Genomic DNA, 18332 nt, shown 5'->3' on the forward strand with positions numbered 1-18332 from the left:
GGGCTCCGCCCCAGACCCCGGCGGGGACTACGTCCCCTGCACCCCTCGCGGGGCTTTGCCCCTGCACCCCGGCGGGAGGCTGGTTTTTGTGTACGGGAGGACTGGTCCTTGTGTAAGCGTTCGGCTTCGCCCCTGCACCCCTGCGGGAGGTCCGGTTCTGGGCCGCTCGCGTGGGGCTTCGCTCCTGTACCCCGGCAGGATGCTTGGCGATCACCCCCTCCTCTCGCGGGGGTTCGCCCCAGCCCCCCGGCAGGGGCCCTGCACCCACCCCCTCCAGGCCTGTTCCCGTATCCCGCAGGCCCCCTGCCACTGCCCCCCATCAGTCACCCCCCAGCTGGATTGGAGCCGCTGCTATGCACCTTGATCACACCCATCACCACGCGTCCGCCGCCGTAAGTGCCGATGCCCGGCGGGTGGACGGGACTCGGCGGGCGGTGCGGATTGGGGTTGGTGGGCCTGTTGGGTCCGGTAAGACCGCTACCGTTGCCGCGTTGTGCCGGGTGTTGCGGGACGAGTTGTCGCTGGCTGTCGTCACCAATGACATCTACACGCGCGAGGATGCCGAATTCCTGCTTCGTGAAGCCGTGTTGCCGCCCGAGCGGATCGCCGCCGTGGAGACGGGGGCCTGTCCGCACACGGCGATCCGGGACGACATCTCCGCCAATCTCGAAGCGGTGGAGGATCTGGAGGATCAGGTCGGGCCGTTGGATCTCATCCTTGTCGAGTCCGGTGGGGACAACCTCACCGCCACCTTCTCCAAGGGGCTGGTGGACGCTCAGATCTTTGTGATCGATGTGGCCGGCGGGGACGACATTCCTCGTAAGGGCGGGCCCGGTGTCACCACCGCCGATCTGCTCGTCGTGAACAAGACCGACCTCGCGCCCCATGTCGGCTCCGATCTTGGTCGGATGGCCACCGATGCGAAGGCCCAGCGGGCCGAACTGCCTGTTGTGTTCCAGTCGTTGAGGAGTTCGGCGGGAGTTGCGGACGTGGCCGCATGGGTGCGTGAGCGGGTTGTCGCGTGGGCGAGGTGACCGCGAGCGGCGTGCGGGCGGCCGTGCGGATCGTCGCCCGGGAGGATGGGCGGGGCGGTACGTCGCTGCCCGTGCTGGAGGGCGGTGGGCCGCTTGCCGTGCGCCGCACTCGGGCCGACGGGGGCGAGGCGCGGGTCATGCTCGTGGGGGCGATGAGCGGGCCGCTCGGCGGTGACCGGTTCAGCGTGGAGGCCGAGGTGGGGGAAGGTGCGCGGCTGGATGTGCGCTCGGCCGCCGCCACCATCGCGCTTCCCGGGCAGGTGAAGGAACGGGCGACGTACGACGTGCGGCTGCGCGTCGCCGACCGGGGCGAACTGCGCTGGCTGCCCGAGCCGTTGATCTGCGCGGGTGGGAGTGATCTGTGCGCGAGCACCAGGGTTGAGCTCGGGAGCGAGGCGCGGCTGTTGCTGCGGGAGGAGCAGGTGCTCGGGCGGGTTGCTGAGGAACCCGGGCGGCTTGCGGGCCGTCTGACAGTGCGGGTCGCGGGGCGGACCGTGCTCGACCAGGAGTTGGTGTGCGGGCCGGGTGCGCCTGGCGGCTGGGACGGGCCCGCCGTGCTCGCGGGACACCGTGCCGTCGGTCAACTCGTCGTCGTACGGCCGGAGTTCCGTCGGGAGCAGCCTGCCGCCCGGGTGCTGGGGGAGTGCGCGGCGCTGACTCCGCTCGCCGGTCCCGCCGTACTGGTGACCGCCGTGGCGGCCGATGGCCTGCGGCTACGGCGGGTGTTGGACGAGGCGCTGAGCCTCCTCGGGTAGCCCACCGCTCAGCGGGACATGATCGTCCGGTTATCGGATTGGTAAAGAAGGTCTACTACCTCTGTTCCCAGGCTTCTCACAGCCGCGAGGATCCCCGTGACCATTCGAAGACATGCACGGGGAGGGGCCCACTTGAGGGACATCAGACCGAAGAACCGCGCGCTGGCGCTCGGTTCGGCCGGAGCGCTCGTCACCGCGACCCTGATAACCGGCGCCCTCGCGGCGCCCGCGGCCGGTGCCGAGAACCGTCACGGCCAGGACCGCGAGGCCCGCGGCGCCGCGATCGCCGCGGAGCGCGCCGCGAAGGCCGGCATCAACTGGCAGGACTGCCCCGCCGACTGGGGGCTGGAGAAGCCCATCCAGTGCGGCTGGGTCAGCGTGCCGCTCAACTACGCCAAGCCGTACGGCAAGCAGATCAAGCTCGCCGTCGACCGCATCGGCAACACGGGGACGAAGAAGGACCGCCAGGGCGCCCTCGTCTACAACCCCGGTGGTCCGGGCGGCTCGGGGATGCGTTTCCCGCGCCGGGTCACCACCAAGAGCCCGCTGTGGGCCAACACCGCCAAGGCGTACGACTTCGTGGGCTTCGACCCGCGCGGCGTCGGCCACTCCGCGCCCATCTCCTGCATCGACCCACAGGAGTTCGTCAAGGCGCCCAAGGCCGACCCGGTGCCGGACACCGAGGCCGACAAGACCGCGCAGCGGAAGCTGGCCCGCGAGTACGCGGACGGCTGCTACGAGCGCAGCGGCGAGATGCTGCCGTACATGACCACGCCGAACACCGCCCGCGACCTCGACGTCATCCGGGCCGCCCTCGGCGAGAAGAAGCTGAACTACCTCGGTGTCTCCTACGGCACCTACCTGGGCGCCGTCTACGGCACGCTGTTCCCGGGCCACATCCGCCGGATGATCGTCGACAGCGTCGTCAACCCGTCGCGCGAGAACATCTGGTACCAGGCCAACCTGGAGCAGGACATCGCCTTCGAGGGCCGCTGGAAGGACTGGGAGGACTGGGTCGCCGCCAACGACGCCACCTTCCACCTGGGCACGACCCGCGACGCCGTCCAGGCCAAGTGGCTCCAGCTGCGTGCCACCGCCAAGAAGAGCCCGATCGGCGGGGTCGTCGGACCGGCCGAGCTGATCTCCTTCTTCCAGAGCGCCCCGTACTACGACTCCTCGTGGGTGCCGGTCGCCACGGTCTTCAGCAAGTACGTCGCCGGTGACACCCAGGCACTCGTCGACGCGGCCGCCCCGGACCTGTCCGACACCGCGGGCAACATCTCCGCGGAGAATGGCAACGCCGTCTACACGGCCGTCGAGTGCACCGACGCCAAGTGGCCCACCAGCTGGCGGAAGTGGGACCGGGACAACACCCGGCTGAACAAGGACTACCCGTTCATGACCTGGGCCAACGCATGGATGAACCTGCCGTGCGCCACCTGGCCGGTCAAGCAGCAGACCCCGGTGAACGTCAAGACGCACAAGGGCCTGCCGCCGGTGATGATCGTGCAGTCCACGCGTGACGCCGCCACCCCGTACCCGGGCGCGGTCGAACTGCACCAGCGCTTCAAGGGCTCCCGTCTGATCACCGAGAAGGACGCGGGCTCGCACGGTGTGACCGGCCTGGTCAACCCGTGCATCAACCAGCGGGTGGACGACTACCTGCTCACCGGCAAGCTGGACGCCGCGGACGTGACCTGCGCGCCGCACGCGACGCCCAAGCCGTAACCGCGGAGCGGTAATTCGGTACGAGGGCGGGGCGGCCGGAGCGAATCCGGCCGCCCCTTCCCTTTCCGGCGGCGGCCCCTCGATGTGCCGCCGCCCCCGTCAACCGAGCGGTGCCCGTGGGAACTTGCGCTCCCTCTCGCCCTTCGCCGCGGCCTCGTCCGCCTTGACGACGGCCGCGTACTGGTCGACGTACTCCTGCTCGGACAGCGACAGGATCGCGTACATGATCTCGTCGGTCACGGCGCGCAGGATGGCCTTCTCGTGCTCCATACCGGCGTAGCGGGAGAAGTCGAGGGGCTTGCCGAAGCGGATGACGACCGGGTGGATGTGCGGGATGACCTTCCCCGGCGGCTGCGCCTCGAAGGTGCCGATCATCGCGCACGGAACGACCGGCACGCCCGCCCTCAGCGCCATCACGGCGACACCGACCTTGCCCTTGTAGAGACGGCCGTCGTGGGAGCGTGTGCCCTCGGGGTAGATGCCGAGCAACTCGCCCTTGCGCAGCACTCCGAGGCCCTCGCGGATCGCGGCCTGGCCCGCGTCCTTGCCGGAGCGGTCGACCGGGATCTGGCCCGCGCTGCGGAAGAAGGCCGCGGTCAGCCGGCCCTTGACGCCCGGGCCCGTGAAGTACTCGGCCTTGGCGAGGAACGTGATCCGCCGCTTCAGTATCGCGGGCATCAGGAAGTGGTCCGAGAAGGACAGGTGATTGCCGGCGACGATGGCCGGGCCCGTCGCCGGTACGTTGTCCAGCCCCTCTATTCGGGGACGGAAGACCAGTCTCAGCAAAGGCCCCAACAGTACGTATTTCAGCAGGTAGTAGAACAAAGGGGGTCGCTCCTCACTCCGGCGGATCGCCCGGGTCGCCGAGTTCTCGCAGGTCAACCGGCGTGTGATGGGGTGCCAGTGTATGTGCAGGCGCAGTGAGCCGGAACAGTCGCGGAACGCCCGCCGCCGGACCACCCTGCTGGCTCGGACGGTGGCGGGGCAACCCGAAGCCGCAGCCTGGCGTGATCATTTCGGGGACTGGCAGACGCGCCGGTCTTGCCGCCGCGGCGTCCGGTGCTCACCCCGTCCGCGTCCGGGGCACCGCGCGGGCATTCGCCCTGACCGCACGGTTCCTGACGCTCCGCCGGGACTCCTGGACCAAGCCGCGAAATCCAACTCGTCCGACGGACTCACGCCGTCGGTCACGCGCTCCTCGTCCCGTATGGACCGCTCGGCCATGGCTCTCCCAGGAAGCGAGGTAAGTGCAAGCCACTCCAAGGTGTTCCCGTGCGGCGCGCGGGGGAAGGCGTCCGACGGCGCTTATCACCCGATCGTGGTCCTCCGCTTTCCGCCCGGACGCACCCCGCCGAACGCGCGGTCGTGGCTCTGCCTAGGATGGGCCCGATGAACGGATCCGAGCAGTCCGCTGTGCGATCGCCTCTGGGGCGATGGCGGGCGCTGCTCGTGCTGGGGCTGCTGGCCGGTCTCCTCGGTATGCACGCCCTGGCCCCCGGCGGTGCCATGGGCCACGCGGAGCGGGCCCATGGAGTGCATATGACGGCCGAGGTCACCGCCGTCGACGACTGCACCGGCGGCGGTCACTGCGGCGGACACCATCTCCAGCACGCCGACGCGACCTGTGCCTCCGGCGCCGTGAGCGGGGGACCGGCGCTGCCCGCGCTCGTTCCGGACCCGGTCACCGCGCCCGTACGGGCCGACTCCGTGTGCTCTCGTGCCGCCGCGGCACCGGACGGCGCCCGGGCGCCACCGTCCCTGGCGGAACTCCAGCTCCTGCGGATCTAGCGGCCGCGAGGACCGCACCGGCGACCGGCCGGGAGCGGTCCACGACGTGCCCGAATCCCTTTCGCACAGCAGGAGTTCACGCATGACTACTCGTACCCTCGCGCGCCGTTTCGCCCTCGTCGCGGTCACCGCCACCGCCGCGTTCGTCCTCGTCGCCTGTGGCGGCGACGGCGGGCACAGCGGCGACGGTGCCGCCCACAACACCGGTCACGGTGCCTCCGCGTCCCCGGGCGGCCAGGCCGGCGCCGGTGCCCATAACGCCCAGGACGTCTCCTTCGCGCAGGGCATGATCCCGCACCACCAGCAGGCCCTGGAAATGGCCCGGCTCGCCTCCTCCCGCGCCTCGTCCGCGCAGGTCAAGGAGCTCGCGGCGGGCATCGAGAAGGCGCAGGACCCGGAGATCAGCACGATGACCGGATGGCTGAAGGCCTGGGGCGAGGAGGTGCCCATGGCCGGGATGCAGATGGACCACTCCGGTCACTCCGGCATGGCCGGAATGATGAGCACCGAGGACATGGCGGCGCTGAAGAAGGCCACCGGCAAGGACTTCGACACGATGTTCCTGACCATGATGGTCGACCACCACAAGGGTGCCGTCGAGATGGCCACCGCCGAGAAGACCAAGGGCGAGTACGGCCCCGCCACCGGCATGGCCAACGACATCGTCACCGCGCAGAACGCTGAGATCAAGGAGATGAACCGGCTTCTCGGCAAGAGCTGAGCCGGACGGGCAGGGGGGCCGACGCCACGCCGGCCCCCCTGCCCCGGGGGTTCAACGCCCCCCGGGGGTTCAACGCCCCCCGGGGTTCAACGGCCCCGGGTTTCAGCGACTTTGGTTCTCAGCGACCCTGGGTCAGGACCTTCTCCAGCGCGCCCAGCGCGGAGCGCAGTTCCTCGCCGGTGATGGTCAGCGGCGGGGCCAGCCGGATGGTGGAGCCATGGGTGTCCTTGACCAGGACGCCCTCCCGCATCAGGCCCTCGCTCACCTCGCGGCCGGTGCCGATGGCCGGGTCGACGTCGACGCCCGCCCACAGCCCGCGCGAGCGGAAGCCGATCACGCCCTTGCCGACCAGCGTCGACAGCCCGTCGCGCAGGATCACACCCAGCTCGTCGGCCCGGCGCTGGAACTCACCCGTCTCCAGCAGTTCGACCACCGCCGTGCCGACCGCGGCCGCGAGCGGGTTGCCGCCGAACGTCGAGCCGTGCTCGCCCGGCCGCAGCACGCCCAGCACGTCACGCCGGGCCACCACCGCCGACACCGGCACGATGCCGCCGCCCAGCGCCTTGCCGAGCAGCAGCACGTCCGGCACGACCTGCTCGTGCTCGACGGCGAGCGTACGGCCGGTGCGGCCCAGGCCGGACTGGATCTCGTCGGCGATGAACAGACAGCCCTTGCGGCGCGTCAGCTCGCGCACACCGGTCAGGTAGCCCTCGTCCGGGATGATCACCCCGGCCTCGCCCTGGATCGGCTCGATCAGCACCGCGGCCGTCGTCTCGTCGACGGCCGCCTCCAGCGCGGCGAGGTCGTTGTAGGGCACGATCCGGAAGCCCGGCGTGAAGGGGCCGAAGCCCGCGCGGGCCGTCTCGTCGGTGGAGAAGCTGACGATCGTCGTCGTACGGCCGTGGAAGTTCTCCGCCGCGACCACGATCGTGGCCTGGTCGGCGGGGACGCCCTTGACCTCGTACGCCCACTTGCGGGCGACCTTGATGCCGCTCTCCACCGCCTCGGCGCCGGTGTTCATCGGCAGCACCATGTCGAGACCGGTCAACCCGGACAGCCGCTCGGCGAATTCGGCGAGCTGGTCGTTGTGGAAGGCACGCGAGGTGAGCGTCAGCCGGTCGAGCTGGCGGTGGGCCGCCTCCACCAGGGCCGGATGGCGGTGGCCGAAGTTGAGGGCCGAGTAGCCGGCCAGCATGTCGAGGTAGCGGCGGCCCTCGACGTCCTCCACCCAGGTGCCCTCGGCGCGGGCGACGACCACCGGCAGCGGGTGGTAGTTGTGCGCGAGGACCGGTTCCTCGGCGGAGATCAGGTCGGCGGAGGTACGGGTGCGGGCGGTCGTCCCGGTGGGGGCGGTCATGAGCGGATCTCCTGGGTGCAGCACTTGATGCCGCCGCCGGCCTTGTGGAACTCCGACAGGTCGACGGGGACGGGAACATAGCCGTGGTCGGCCAGACGCGAGGCCAGGTTCTCGGCCCGCGGCGCGATGAAGACGTGACGCCCGTCGGAGACGGAGTTCAGACCGAACGTCATCGCGTCCTCGCGGGTGGCGATGACCGCGTCCGGGTACAGGCGCTCCAGCACCTCACGGCTGCCCGGCGAGAAGGCCTCCGGGTAGTACGCGATGTTGTCGTCGTCCAGGACGAACAGCGCCGTGTCCAGGTGGTAGAAGTACGGGTCCACCAACGTCAGGCTGATCACCGGCACACCGAAGAACTCCTGCACCTCGCGGTGCGCCTCGCGGGTCGTCCGGAACCCGGTGCCGGCCAGCACGTACCGGCCGGTCGGGACCAGGTCGCCCTCGCCCTCGCACACGGCCTCGGGGCGGTAGACGTCGAAACCGGCCGCCTTGAACCACGTCTCGTAGTGGGTCGACTCCGGACGGCGTTCGTCCGCGTGGAACAGGGAGCCGAAGACGCGGCCGCCGACGACGACCGCGGAGTTCGCGGCGAAGACCATGTCGGGCAGACCGGCGACCGGCTCCACGGTGTGGACGGAGTGCCCGTGGGCACGGTAGGTGCTGATCAGCCCATGCCACTGCTCCTGGGCCAGGTCCACGTCGACCTGGGAGTCGGGCTGCATCCAGGGATTGATCGCGTACTGCACGGCGAAGTGTCTGGGTTCGCAGACGAGAAAGCGCCGCGGGCGCGGCACACGGCTTTCGGGCACAGAGGTGTTCCTCCGCTTTCCTGCGGTGTCGACGGGGGTGACACCAAGGTAGGAAGCAGCGGGGCAGGACGACAAGAAACGACAGTTGCGCATGTGCGCAGGAATGCTGCGTTGTGTCCCGTCATCACGCAGGACTGCTGCGTGCCGTGAGGTTTATTCCGGAACCGCATGGGTGGCGCCCGCCTCCGGGCTCTCCGGCAGCAGATGGGAGAGGACCATCACGCTGATCGTCTTCCGGATGAACGGCTCCACGCGGATCCGCTCCAGCACCTCCTCGAAGTGCTCCACGTCCCGCGCCCGCACGTGCAGCAGCGCGTCCGCGCCACCGGTCACCGTCATCGCGGCCGTGATCTCCGGATAGTTGCGGACCACCTCCGCGAGGCGCCGGGGCGGGGCCGCGCCCTCGCAGTACACCTCGACGTACGCCTCCGTGCGCCAGCCGAGCGCCGCCGGCGTCACCGTCGCCGTGAACCCGGTGATCACACCCGTCTCGCGGAGCCGGTCGACCCGCCGCTTGACGGCGGTCGCGGACAGGCCGACGGCCGCCCCGATCTCGGCGAAACTCGTCCTGGCGTTCGCCATCAGCGCTGTGGTGATCTTCCGGTCGAGCTCGTCGAACCCGGCGGTCGTGCTGTTCATGTCGGCACTGTATCCAGCGCGAACGTCACGCCCGGCACATGTCCTGCCGTACGGATTGCTCCTAGACTCCACGTTCATGCTGCGCGCCCTCGCCGTCGACGACGAACGCCCCTCGCTGGAGGAACTCCTCTACCTGCTGCGCGCCGATCCGCGCGTCGGCAGCGTCGAGGGCGCCGGCGACGCGACCGAGGCGCTGCGCCGTATCACCCGCGCCCTGGAGTCCGGGCCGCACGGCCCCGAGGCCATCGACGTCGTCTTCCTCGACATCCAGATGCCCGGCCTCGACGGCCTGGAGATGGCCCGGCTGCTCACCGGCTTCGCCCACCCGCCGCTGGTCGTCTTCGTCACCGCGCACGAGGACTTCGCCGTACGCGCCTTCGACCTCAAGGCCGTCGACTACGTCCTCAAACCCGTACGCAAGGAACGGCTCGCCGAGGCCGTACGCCGGGCCGCCGAGCAGCGCGGTGCCGTCCCGCGGATCACCGTCCACGAACCCGACCCCGACCACATACCCGTGGAACTCGGCGGCGTGACCCGCTTCGTCGCCGTCGACGACATCACCCACGTCGAGGCCCAGGGCGACTACGCCCGGCTGCACACCGACCGCGGCAGCCACCTGGTCCGCATCCCGCTGTCCACCCTGGAGGACCGCTGGCGCTCGCGCGGCTTCGTCCGCATTCACCGCCGCCACCTCGTCGCCCTGCGCCACATCGGCGAACTCCGCCTGGACGCGGGCACGGTCAGCGTCCTGATCGGCACCGAGGAACTCCAGGTCAGCCGCCGGCACGCGCGCGAACTGCGGGACCTGCTGATGCGCCGGACCACGGGCTAGGAGAGGCCGACATGGAACCCACCGAGCGCCGAGTCGTCGTCACCGGACCGCCCCGCCGCACCCGACGGGCCTCCGGCTACTACCGGCCGCGCACCGAGATCGACGAGCAGACCACCCTCGGCCACACCTATGTCCGCTCACTGATGCGCACCCAACTGCGTGCCGCCCTCGCCGTGTTCGCGGTCCTCGTGCTGCTCATCGGCCCGCTCCCGCTGGTCTTCGCGGCCGCCCCCGACCGGCGCCGCCTCGAATGGCTGGTGCTCGGCTTCTGTCTGTACGCGCCGCTGATCCTGCTGGCCCGCTGGTACGTGCGCCGCGCCGAACGCAACGAACGGGACCTCGTCCGCCTGGTAGAGGACCGATGAATTCGAGCTATGCGGTGCCCGCCGTCGCCCTGGTCGTCGTGGCGACCGTCCTCGTCGGCGCCTTCGGCCTGCGGGTCTCACGCACCACCTCCGACTTCTACGTCGCCTCGCGCACCGTCGGCCCCCGCCTCAACGCGGCCGCCATCAGCGGCGAGTATCTGTCCGCCGCCTCCTTCCTGGGCATCGCGGGACTCGTCCTGGTCCAGGGCCCGGACATGCTCTGGTACCCGGTCGGCTACACCGCCGGCTATCTGGTCCTGCTTCTCTTCGTCGCCGCCCCGCTGCGCCGCTCCGGCGCCTACACGCTGCCCGACTTCGCGGAGGCCCGGCTCGCCTCGCAGGCGGTGCGGCGGCTCGCGGGGGCCTTCGTCGTCGGGGTCGGCTGGCTCTATCTGCTGCCCCAGCTCCAGGGCGCCGGGCTCACCCTGACGGTGCTCACCGGCGCGCCCGGCTCGCTCGGCGGACTCATCGTGGCCGTGGTCGTCGTGGCGACCGTCGCCGCGGGCGGCATGCGCAGCATCACCTTCGTACAGGCGTTCCAGTACTGGCTCAAGCTCACCGCCCTCCTCGTCCCCGCCCTCTTCCTGGTCCTCGCCTGGCAGAGCGACGGCGCACCCCACCACGCCTTCGACGAACCGGCGGCCTTCCGCGAACAGCGCACCGTCCGCGTCCAGGACACCCTCGACCTCGAACTCCACCGCCCGCTCACCGCCACGGTGACCGGCACGGTCGACGGCCGCCCGCAGGACGACACCCGGCTCACCCTCCCCGAGGGCACCCACCGCATCGCCGCCGGCACCCGGCTGACCTTCGCCCGGGGGACCCCCGTCCCCATGGCCGACCGCGGCACCAACGGCGGCATGTCCACCTCGCTCGCCGAGAGCCGCCAGGAACGCCCGCTGTACGCCACCTACGGACTCATCCTCGCCACCTTCCTCGGCACCATGGGCCTGCCGCACGTCGTCGTCCGCTTCTACACCAGCCCGCACGGGGTCGCCGCCCGCCGCACCACGGTGGCCGTGCTGGCGCTGATCGGCGGCTTCTATCTGCTCCCGCCCGTGTACGGCGCTCTGGGCAGGATCTACGCCCCCGAACTCACGATCACCGGCGACGCGGACGCCGCCGTGCTCCTCCTGCCCGACCGGATGATCGGCGGACTCGGCGGCGACCTGCTCGGCGCGCTGGTGGCCGGCGGTGCCTTCGCCGCGTTCCTGTCCACCGCCTCCGGGCTGACCATGGCGGTCGCCGGAGTGCTCACCCAGGACGTCCTCCCCTCGCGCGGGGTGCGGCACTTCCGGCTCGGCACGGTGCTCGCCATGGCCGTACCGCTGGCCGCGAGTGTGCTGGTCGGCGGGCTGCCGGTCGCCGACGCGGTCGGGCTGGCCTTCGCCGTCTCGGCCTCCTCCTTCTGCCCACTGCTCGTCCTCGGCATCTGGTGGCGGCGGCTGACCCCGCCCGGCGCCGCCGCGGGCATGCTCGTCGGCGGCGGCTCCGCGTTCCTCGCCGTGGCCGTCACCATGGCGGGCTTTCCCGGCACCGGGCCGCTGCACGCCCTGCTCGCCTGGCCCGCCCTGTGGTCGGTCCCGCTGGGCTTCCTCACCATGGTGCTGGTGTCCCTGGCCACCGCGGCACGGGTGCCGCCCGGGACGGCGGCGATCCTGGCGCGGTTCCACCTGCCCGAGGAACTCTGGGCGGAGGCCAAGGCATGAACGGCTTCCTCGCCGGTCTGTGTGTCGCCGTGCTCCCGTTGCTGGCCGCCGGGTTCTGGCTCGGGCGCCGCACGGCACGGCCGGAGAGCCTCGGCGACCTCGGCACGCCCGTGGAACACGCCACTTTCCAGACCCTGCACACCGCCTCCCTCGCCGCGCCCCCGCTGCGGGCGGGCCTCACGGAGGAGACCGCGCGCAGATCGGCCCGCGGACTGCGCTCACTGCTCGGCACGGACGCGCTGTGCCTCACCGACCGGGGGCAGGTGCTGGTCTGGGACGGCGTGGGCGGCCACCACCGCACCGAGATCATGGAACGGCTGGCCGGACCGCTGGAGAGCGGCCGCGGCGAGGCCTTCCGGCTGACCTGCGACACCCCCGACTGCCCGACCCGCTGGGCCGTGGTCGCCCCGCTCACCGTCGACGACCGGGTACACGGCGCGCTCGTCGCCTGCGCGCCGCGCGAGTCCGCCGTGCTGGTACGGGCGGCCGGCGAGGTGGCCCGCTGGGTGAGCGTCCAGCTGGAGCTCGCCGACCTCGACCAGTCCCGGACGAAGCTCATCGAGGCCGAGATCAAGGCCCTGCGCGCCCAGATATCCCCGCACTTCGTGTTCAACTCGCTCGCGGTGATCGCCTCGTTCGTGCGCACCGACCCCGAGCGGGCCCGGGAACTCCTGCTGGAGTTCGCCGACTTCACCCGCTACTCGTTCCGCAGGCACGGTGACTTCACCACCCTCGCCGACGAGCTCCACGCCATCGACCACTACCTGGCGCTCGTCCGGGCCCGCTTCGGCGACCGTCTCTCCGTCACCCTGCAGATCGCGCCCGAGGTACTGCCCGTCACGCTGCCGTTCCTGTGCCTGCAGCCCCTCGTCGAGAACGCCGTCAAGCACGGCCTGGAGGGCAAGGCCGACGCCTGCCACATCCAGATCACCGCGCGGGACGCCGGCGCCGAGGCACTCGTCGTGATCGAGGACGACGGCGTCGGCATGGACCCCGAGCTGCTGCGCCGCATCCTCGCCGGCGAGATCAGCCCCTCCGGCGGCATCGGCCTGTCCAACGTCGACGACCGGCTCCGCCAGGTGTACGGCGACGACCACGGCCTCGTCATCGAGACCGCGGCCGGAGCGGGCATGAAGATCACCGCCCGGCTGCCGAAGTACCAGCCGGGGGTGCACTCGGCGGCCCGCCTGGCCGCCGAGTGAGTCCCGGGTGCTCTGCGAGGGGTCCCAGGTGCCGTGCGAGCGGGTCTCAGGTGCTCTGGGTGGCGATCATCGCGAGCGTGAGCAGCCCCAGCACCACCCATCCGAACCACAGCCAGCCATTGCTCCCCAGCGCCACCGTGTACGCCGTCACCACGACGAGTCCGCCGACGGTGAGCACCCCCATCGCCTTGGTGGAACCGTTCGTAGAACCGGGCATCGCAACACCCTCCTCATGGTTCGCCTCCCTCCATGGTGCCCCCGTTCCGCCTCCACACGGCACAGACGGCGAAATACGCACCCGGCGCCCAGGGTTCCCCGTCAGCTCCTGCGTGCGTTCAGTGAGGCCAAATAGGCGTTGTACGCCTCAAGTTCCTTGTCACCGTCCCGGTCGGCCGCGCGGTCCTTGCGCTTGGCCTGCCGCTGTTCGGAGCCGTACCACTGGAACAGCAGCGCGATCAGCACCAGGACGGACGGGATCTCGCTGAACGCCCAGGCGATGCCGCCGGCCGCGCTCTGGTCGGAGAGGGCGTCGATGCCGAGCGAGGCGGGCGGGTTCTTGAACGTCTCGACCATCGGGGTCGACGCCATCATCAGCGCGATCCCGAAGAAGGCGTGGAACGGCATGCCCGCGAACAGCTCCAGCATCCGCATCAGATGGCCCGGCCGGTGCGGGCCCGGGTCCACGCCGATGATCGGCCAGAAGAACGCCACGCCCACGGCCAGGAAGTGCACCATCATCGCGACGTGCCCCGCCTTCGACCCCATCAGGAAGTCGAAGAGCGGGGTGAAGTACAGCGCGTACAGGCTCGCGATGAACATCGGGATCGTGAACCCCGGGTGTGTGACGACCCGCATGTAGCGGCTGTGCAGCAGTGCCAGCAGCAGTTCGCGCGGGCCCTTGCGGCCCTTGCCCGCGACCGGCAGCGCGCGCAGCGCCAGCGTGACCGGGGCGCCGAGGAGGATCAGGATCGGCGACAGCATGCTGATCACCATGTGCTGCACCATGTGCACGCTGAACATCACCATGCCGTAGTCGTTCAGCCCGGTGCACATCACCAGCATGACGGTCAGCACGCCGACGGCGTACGACACCGTCCGCGCCACCGGCCACGCGTCACCGCGCCGCCGCAGCCGCACCACACCCCACCCGTACAGCCCCAGCCCGAGCAGGCAGGCGACGAGGAAGAACGGGTCCGCCGACCACTCGAGACCCCGTCCCAGCGTGAACGGCGGCAGATCCATCGTCATGCCGTGCCCGCTGTGATCCATCCGCCGGCTCCTGGTTCGTGGGGGTTGTGCGCTGTCTGTCCACAGCTGTCTGTCCGCACCCAGACTAGAACCGCCCCCGGTCACTGCCGTGACCGGGGGCGGTTTTGCGCGCAGGCGGCCTACCGGCCTACAGAACGCACTCGGCCTCTTCGTAGCGCTCCTCGGGAACCGTCTTCAGCGTCTCCACGGCCTCCGCCAGCGGCACCATCACGATGTCGGTACCCCGCAGCGCGGTCATGTGGCCGAACTCGCCCCGGTGCACGGCCTCCACCGCATGCCATCCGAAGCGCGTCGCCAGCACACGGTCGTACGCCGTCGGCGTCCCGCCCCGCTGCACATGGCCGAGGATGACCGGCCGCGCCTCCTTGCCCAGCCGCTCCTCCAGCTCGACGGAGAGCTGGCGGGCGATCCCGGCGAAGCGCTCGTGGCCGTAGATGTCCTTGCCGCCCTCGTCGAACTCCATGCTGCCGGCCTTCGGCTTGGCCCCCTCCGCGGCGACGACGATGGCGAACCGCTTGCCCGCCTCGAACCGGTCGCCGACCCGCTTCGCCAACTCCTCGATGTCGAAGGGGCGCTCCGGTACGACGATGGCGTGGGCGCCGGCCGCCATGCCGGAGTGCAGCGCGATCCAGCCGGTGTGGCGGCCCATGACCTCCACGATCAGCACGCGCTGGTGGGACTCGGCGGTGGTCTTCAGCCGGTCCAGGGCCTCGGTGGCGACGCCCACGGCCGTGTCGAAGCCGAAGGTGACGTCCGTGACCGCGATGTCGTTGTCGATGGTCTTCGGCACGCCCACGATGGGCAGGCCGTTGTCCGACAGGAGCCGGGCCGCCTTCAGCGTGCCCTCGCCGCCGATCGGGATGATCGCGTCCAGGCCCAGGTCCTGGAGGTGGCCCTTGGCCCGGGCCACGCCGTCCCGCAGATGCTCGGGACGGACCCGGGAGGAACCGAGGATGGTGCCGCCGCGGGCCAGGATGCCGCCCACGGCGTCCAGGTCCAGCTTGAGGTAGTCGCACTCCAGGAGGCCTTTCCAGCCGTCCCGGAAACCGATGACCTCGTCGCCGTGGTCGGCGACGGCACGGTGCACGACGGACCGGATGACGGCGTTCAGGCCGGGGCAGTCGCCGCCGGACGTGAGGACACCAATGCGCATAGCCCGAAATACCTTCTCAACGTGGGCCGGGGACCGGACCGCGCTGTCCGGTTGGAACCCGGTCACCCTACCGGCGTCTGGGGGTGGCTCCGTAGCGGGCGTCCGCCTGCTGGACGCGCCCGCACATGTGAGCGGACGGCCTGTCAGGCGGGCCCGGTGACGACCATGCCGGAGGACGCTAAAAGGTGCCTTCAGTACCTCTGGAACGCAGCGGTCACGCAGGCTGCTGCGCGGCTGTACCTACGCAGGCTGCTGCGCAGCTGTACCTACGCAGGCTGCTGCGCAGCTGTACCTACGCAGGCTGCTGCGCAGCCGCGATGCGCTCGTTGCGGAGCGCCTCGTACCAGCGGTCGTCGATCGGCGGCAGCGCGTTGACGTCCAGTGCCAGCTTCAGCAGCAGGTCCGCGATCAGCGGATTGCGGGCGAGGACGGGCCCGTGCATGTAGGTGCCGAAGACCGTCCCGTTGTACGCGCCCTCCGTGCCGTCCCCGGTGCCGTTGCCCCGGCCCTTGCGGACCTGGGCGAAGGGGCGGGCCGAGGGGCCGATGTGGGTGACGCCCTGGTGGTTCTCGAAGCCGGTCAGCTGGGGCAGGCCGAGCTGCGGGTCGATGTCCGCGAGGACGTCGCCCACGCACCGCTCGCCCTCGCCGCGCACCGACGTCACGTCGAGCAGGCCCAGGCCCGGCTCACGCTGTCCGAGGTCGTTGATGAACTCGTGGCCGAGGATCTGGTAGCCGGCGCAGACGGAGAAGACGATCGCGCCGTTCTCCACCGCCCGGTGCAGATGGCCGTCGCGCCGCAGCCGCTCGGCCGCGAGCCGCTGGGGCCGGTCCTCGCCGCCGCCGATCAGATAGATGTCACCGGAGGTCGGGATCGGCTGGTCGCTGCGCACGTCGAGCCGCGCCACGTCCAGCCCGCGCTGCCGCGCCCGCCGCTCCACGACGAGCGCGTTGCCCTGGTCGCCGTAGGTGCTGAGCAGGTCCGGGTAGATCCACACCAGCCGAAGTTGGTTGTCGCTCATGAAGTGATCGTCCTCCCTGTTCAGTTGCCGACGATCCGGCGCAGGTCCTGGAACGCGGTGTAGTTCGCGATGACCTCGATCCGGCCCGGCGGCGCCTGCTGGACGGCCTGGTCGAGGGTCTCGCAGACCTGGAAGTGCTGGTTCGCGACCTCCAGTCGCACCGCCAGGTCCAGCTTCCGGTCGCCGATCACGAAGATCGGGTGGCCGGTCAGGCGGGTGTAGTCGACGTCCCACAGCCAGGAGGTGTCGGTGCCGTCGGCGCCGCGCGCGTTCACGGACAGGACGACCGGCGCCGGCGGCGGGTCGATCAGGGAGAACGTCTCCAGCCAGCCCGCGGGGTTCTTCGCCAGCAGCAGACGCAGGTCGCGGCCCTGGTACTGGACGACGTCATAGCGGCCGGCGACCGCCTGCACCTGGTACATGCGCTCCAGGGCCACCTGCGGCGGGACACCGAAGACGGCGGCGACGGCCGCGGAGCTCGCGGCGTTGGCCTTGTTGGCGCGGCCGGGCAGCTGGAGGTGGATCGGCCAGGCCGAGCCGTGCGGGTCGAGGACGTGGTCGCCGGACAGTGCCCAGCTCGGCGCCGGGCGGCGGAAGCCGCACTCGCCGCAGTACCAGTCGTCACCGGGGCGCTGCATCACGCCGCCGCAGGACGGGCAGGACCAGGCGTCGTCCTTCCACATCTGGCCGGCCGCGACCCAGATCACATTGGGGGAGGAGGACGCGGCCCACACCACCAGCGGATCGTCGCAGTTGGCGACGACCACGGCCTTGGAGCCGGCCAGGCCCTCGCGCCAGTTCTCCGCGAGCATGCGGGTCTCGGCCGCGCGGTCCAGCTGGTCGCGGGAGAGGTTGAGCAGCGCGATGCACTTCGGGGAGGTGTCACGGGCGACGCCCGCGAGGTACTTCTCGTCGACCTCGATCACGCCGAACTTCGCGTCCGAGCCACCGGCGAGCGCCGAGGTGATGCCGGCCGGCATGTTGGCGCCGAGCGCGTTGGAGACGACCGGACCGGCGGCGCGCAGCGCCTCGGCGATGAGGCGGGTGGTCGTGGTCTTGCCGTTGGTCGCCGAGACGAGGACGCAGTCCAGGTTCTGGGCGAGCCGGCCGAGCAGGTCGGGGTCGAGTTTGAGTGCGACCCGGCCGCCGATCACCGATCCGCTGCCGCGCCCCGCGGCGCGAGACGCCGCCGCGACCGCCTTGCCCGCGGTCACGGCGAGCTTGGCCCGCGGCGAGAGCGGGTCCGAGTTGCCTGCCATCAGTTCTCGATCCTCCTTGCGTACGCGCCGCGCCTCAGCCATTCGGTAACGTGGCGTAGGCCTCAGCCTATCGAGATCTATTCGCACACCCGAATCCCGGCCCACGCCTGCGCGGCGGGCACGGGCCGAGGGAACCGTACCCTTGCCGCCATGCGACACGGCTCGATCCCGGGCGCCCGCGGGCGCGTCCGGCCTCTCACCCTGCTCGGCGACCCGGTGCTGCACGCACCCTGCGCGGAGGTCACCGACTTCGGTCCCGAACTCTCCCGGCTGGTGGAGGACTTGTTCGCCACGATGTACGCGGCCCAGGGCGTGGGCCTGGCCGCGAACCAGGTGGGGGAGTCCCTGCGGGTGTTCGTGTACGACTGCCCGGACGACGAGGATGTGCGACATCTCGGACATGTGGTGAACCCGCGGCTGGTGGAGGCGGACGGTGTGGTGATCCGCGGGCCGGAGGGCTGTCTGTCCCTGCCGGGCCTGGAGGCGGGGACCGAGCGCTACGACCATGCGGTCGTCGAGGGTTTCACGGTGACCGGGGAGCCGGTCACCGTTCATGGGACGGGGTTCTTCGCCCGGTGTCTGCAGCACGAGTGCGACCACCTGGAGGGCGGGGTGTACGCGGAGCGCCTCACCGGCCGGCGCCACCGCCGCCTGATGAGGCAGGTGCGCCGGGCCTCCTGGCACCGGTGAG

19 protein-coding genes are annotated in these 18332 nt (G+C 71.0%); 10 read left to right on the top strand and 9 right to left on the bottom strand.

Annotation, left to right across the window (positions count from 1 at the left end; translation table 11 throughout):
* Window positions 1-353 precede the first annotated feature (353 nt).
* The 3 genes from ureG to AB0I54_RS40930 all read left to right on the top strand — a co-directional run bounded on the left by ureG (window position 354) and on the right by AB0I54_RS40930 (window position 3517).
* A complete protein-coding gene (gene ureG, locus AB0I54_RS40920; protein ID WP_363301423.1) occupies window positions 354-1034 on the top strand; it encodes an urease accessory protein UreG in 681 nt (226 codons plus the stop codon).
* Complete coding sequence (locus tag AB0I54_RS40925) at window positions 1022-1789, top strand: urease accessory protein UreD (RefSeq protein WP_363301424.1); 768 nt, start codon at window positions 1022-1024, stop codon at window positions 1787-1789. Before ureG ends, AB0I54_RS40925 begins: the two co-directional genes overlap by 13 nt.
* Before the next feature lie 132 nt (window positions 1790-1921).
* Complete coding sequence (locus AB0I54_RS40930) at window positions 1922-3517, top strand: alpha/beta hydrolase (RefSeq protein ID WP_363301425.1); 1596 nt, start codon at window positions 1922-1924, stop codon at window positions 3515-3517.
* A gap of 99 nt (window positions 3518-3616) precedes the next feature.
* Here the strand turns inward: AB0I54_RS40930 and AB0I54_RS40935 are convergent, their stop codons facing one another.
* The gene (locus tag AB0I54_RS40935) at window positions 3617-4342 is read right to left on the bottom strand and encodes a lysophospholipid acyltransferase family protein (protein WP_363301426.1); all 726 of its coding nucleotides are present in this window, start codon (window positions 4340-4342) and stop codon (window positions 3617-3619) included.
* Window positions 4343-4906: 564 nt separating this feature from the next.
* On the opposite strand from AB0I54_RS40935, the gene AB0I54_RS40940 reads away from it, so the two are divergent.
* Together AB0I54_RS40940 and AB0I54_RS40945 are read left to right on the top strand one after the other, a co-directional pair.
* Entirely contained in the window at window positions 4907-5305 is a 399-nt protein-coding gene (locus tag AB0I54_RS40940) for a DUF6153 family protein (protein ID WP_363301427.1), read from the top strand.
* Between the two features lie 82 nt (window positions 5306-5387).
* The gene (locus tag AB0I54_RS40945) at window positions 5388-6026 is read left to right on the top strand and encodes a DUF305 domain-containing protein (RefSeq protein WP_363301428.1); all 639 of its coding nucleotides are present in this window, start codon (window positions 5388-5390) and stop codon (window positions 6024-6026) included.
* Window positions 6027-6144: 118 nt separating this feature from the next.
* On the opposite strand, the gene rocD is transcribed toward AB0I54_RS40945, so the two are convergent.
* From rocD to AB0I54_RS40960, 3 genes are all read right to left on the bottom strand, one after another.
* On the bottom strand, window positions 6145-7383 hold the full coding sequence (gene rocD, locus AB0I54_RS40950) for an ornithine--oxo-acid transaminase (RefSeq protein ID WP_363301429.1): 1239 nt from the start codon (window positions 7381-7383) through the stop codon (window positions 6145-6147).
* A complete protein-coding gene (gene ddaH / locus AB0I54_RS40955; RefSeq protein WP_363301430.1) occupies window positions 7380-8192 on the bottom strand; it encodes a dimethylargininase in 813 nt (270 codons plus the stop codon). Before ddaH ends, rocD begins: the two co-directional genes overlap by 4 nt.
* 153 nt (window positions 8193-8345) lie before the next feature.
* Complete coding sequence (locus AB0I54_RS40960) at window positions 8346-8831, bottom strand: Lrp/AsnC family transcriptional regulator (RefSeq protein ID WP_363301431.1); 486 nt, start codon at window positions 8829-8831, stop codon at window positions 8346-8348.
* Window positions 8832-8907: 76 nt separating this feature from the next.
* Here AB0I54_RS40960 and AB0I54_RS40965 point away from each other — a divergent pair, with 76 nt between their 5' ends.
* From AB0I54_RS40965 to AB0I54_RS40980, 4 genes are read left to right on the top strand one after another with little or no spacing between them, the layout of a single operon-like run.
* Window positions 8908-9663 carry a LytTR family DNA-binding domain-containing protein gene (locus AB0I54_RS40965; RefSeq protein ID WP_363301432.1) on the top strand — a complete coding sequence of 252 codons (756 nt, stop codon included), beginning with the start codon at window positions 8908-8910 and terminating at the stop codon, window positions 9661-9663.
* An 11-nt stretch (window positions 9664-9674) separates the two neighbouring features.
* On the top strand, window positions 9675-10028 hold the full coding sequence (locus AB0I54_RS40970; protein WP_363301433.1) for a hypothetical protein: 354 nt from the start codon (window positions 9675-9677) through the stop codon (window positions 10026-10028).
* Window positions 10025-11737, top strand: a complete 1713-nt coding sequence (locus tag AB0I54_RS40975; protein ID WP_363301434.1) for a cation acetate symporter — start codon at window positions 10025-10027, stop codon at window positions 11735-11737. Before AB0I54_RS40970 ends, AB0I54_RS40975 begins: the two co-directional genes overlap by 4 nt.
* On the top strand, window positions 11734-12939 hold the full coding sequence (locus AB0I54_RS40980; RefSeq protein WP_363301435.1) for a histidine kinase: 1206 nt from the start codon (window positions 11734-11736) through the stop codon (window positions 12937-12939). The genes AB0I54_RS40975 and AB0I54_RS40980 overlap by 4 nt, the downstream gene beginning before the upstream one ends.
* Before the next feature lie 46 nt (window positions 12940-12985).
* Here AB0I54_RS40980 and AB0I54_RS40985 read toward each other — a convergent pair whose 3' ends face one another.
* From AB0I54_RS40985 to AB0I54_RS41005, 5 genes are all read right to left on the bottom strand, one after another.
* The gene (locus AB0I54_RS40985; protein ID WP_263206127.1) at window positions 12986-13156 is read right to left on the bottom strand and encodes a hypothetical protein; all 171 of its coding nucleotides are present in this window, start codon (window positions 13154-13156) and stop codon (window positions 12986-12988) included.
* 101 nt (window positions 13157-13257) lie between these two features.
* Complete coding sequence (locus AB0I54_RS40990) at window positions 13258-14208, bottom strand: cytochrome c oxidase assembly protein (RefSeq protein ID WP_363301436.1); 951 nt, start codon at window positions 14206-14208, stop codon at window positions 13258-13260.
* Between the two features lie 127 nt (window positions 14209-14335).
* Entirely contained in the window at window positions 14336-15361 is a 1026-nt protein-coding gene (locus AB0I54_RS40995; protein WP_363301437.1) for a 6-phosphofructokinase, read from the bottom strand.
* 292 nt (window positions 15362-15653) lie between these two features.
* Window positions 15654-16382 (bottom strand): glutamine amidotransferase, encoded by a 729-nt coding sequence (locus AB0I54_RS41000; protein ID WP_363301438.1) that lies wholly within the window; start codon window positions 16380-16382, stop codon window positions 15654-15656.
* A gap of 20 nt (window positions 16383-16402) precedes the next feature.
* Entirely contained in the window at window positions 16403-17641 is a 1239-nt protein-coding gene (locus AB0I54_RS41005) for a MurT ligase domain-containing protein (protein WP_363301439.1), read from the bottom strand.
* 150 nt (window positions 17642-17791) lie between these two features.
* Here AB0I54_RS41005 and def point away from each other — a divergent pair, with 150 nt between their 5' ends.
* On the top strand, window positions 17792-18331 hold the full coding sequence (gene def / locus AB0I54_RS41010; RefSeq protein ID WP_363301440.1) for a peptide deformylase: 540 nt from the start codon (window positions 17792-17794) through the stop codon (window positions 18329-18331).
* Window position 18332: the final 1 nt, after the last annotated feature.

Origin of the sequence: Streptomyces sp. NPDC050625 (assembly GCF_040654755.1) — a bacterium.
In the GTDB taxonomy this organism is placed as follows: domain Bacteria; phylum Actinomycetota; class Actinomycetes; order Streptomycetales; family Streptomycetaceae; genus Streptomyces.

Excerpts from the sequence above, each read along its gene's own strand:
- ureG (WP_363301423.1), top strand. The coding sequence starts at position 354 with ATGCACCTTGATCACACCCATCACCACGCGTCCGCCGCCGTAAGTGCC.
- AB0I54_RS40940 (WP_363301427.1), top strand. The coding sequence starts at position 4,907 with ATGAACGGATCCGAGCAGTCCGCTGTGCGATCGCCTCTGGGGCGATGG.
- AB0I54_RS40945 (WP_363301428.1), top strand. The coding sequence starts at position 5,388 with ATGACTACTCGTACCCTCGCGCGCCGTTTCGCCCTCGTCGCGGTCACC.
- rocD (WP_363301429.1), bottom strand. The coding sequence starts at position 7,383 with ATGACCGCCCCCACCGGGACGACCGCCCGCACCCGTACCTCCGCCGAC.
- AB0I54_RS40960 (WP_363301431.1), bottom strand. The coding sequence starts at position 8,831 with ATGAACAGCACGACCGCCGGGTTCGACGAGCTCGACCGGAAGATCACC.
- AB0I54_RS40965 (WP_363301432.1), top strand. The coding sequence starts at position 8,908 with ATGCTGCGCGCCCTCGCCGTCGACGACGAACGCCCCTCGCTGGAGGAA.
- AB0I54_RS40970 (WP_363301433.1), top strand. The coding sequence starts at position 9,675 with ATGGAACCCACCGAGCGCCGAGTCGTCGTCACCGGACCGCCCCGCCGC.
- AB0I54_RS40975 (WP_363301434.1), top strand. The coding sequence starts at position 10,025 with ATGAATTCGAGCTATGCGGTGCCCGCCGTCGCCCTGGTCGTCGTGGCG.
- AB0I54_RS40980 (WP_363301435.1), top strand. The coding sequence starts at position 11,734 with ATGAACGGCTTCCTCGCCGGTCTGTGTGTCGCCGTGCTCCCGTTGCTG.
- AB0I54_RS40985 (WP_263206127.1), bottom strand. The coding sequence starts at position 13,156 with ATGCCCGGTTCTACGAACGGTTCCACCAAGGCGATGGGGGTGCTCACC.
- AB0I54_RS40990 (WP_363301436.1), bottom strand. The coding sequence starts at position 14,208 with ATGGATCACAGCGGGCACGGCATGACGATGGATCTGCCGCCGTTCACG.
- AB0I54_RS40995 (WP_363301437.1), bottom strand. The coding sequence starts at position 15,361 with ATGCGCATTGGTGTCCTCACGTCCGGCGGCGACTGCCCCGGCCTGAAC.
- AB0I54_RS41000 (WP_363301438.1), bottom strand. The coding sequence starts at position 16,382 with ATGAGCGACAACCAACTTCGGCTGGTGTGGATCTACCCGGACCTGCTC.
- AB0I54_RS41005 (WP_363301439.1), bottom strand. The coding sequence starts at position 17,641 with ATGGCAGGCAACTCGGACCCGCTCTCGCCGCGGGCCAAGCTCGCCGTG.
- def (WP_363301440.1), top strand. The coding sequence starts at position 17,792 with ATGCGACACGGCTCGATCCCGGGCGCCCGCGGGCGCGTCCGGCCTCTC.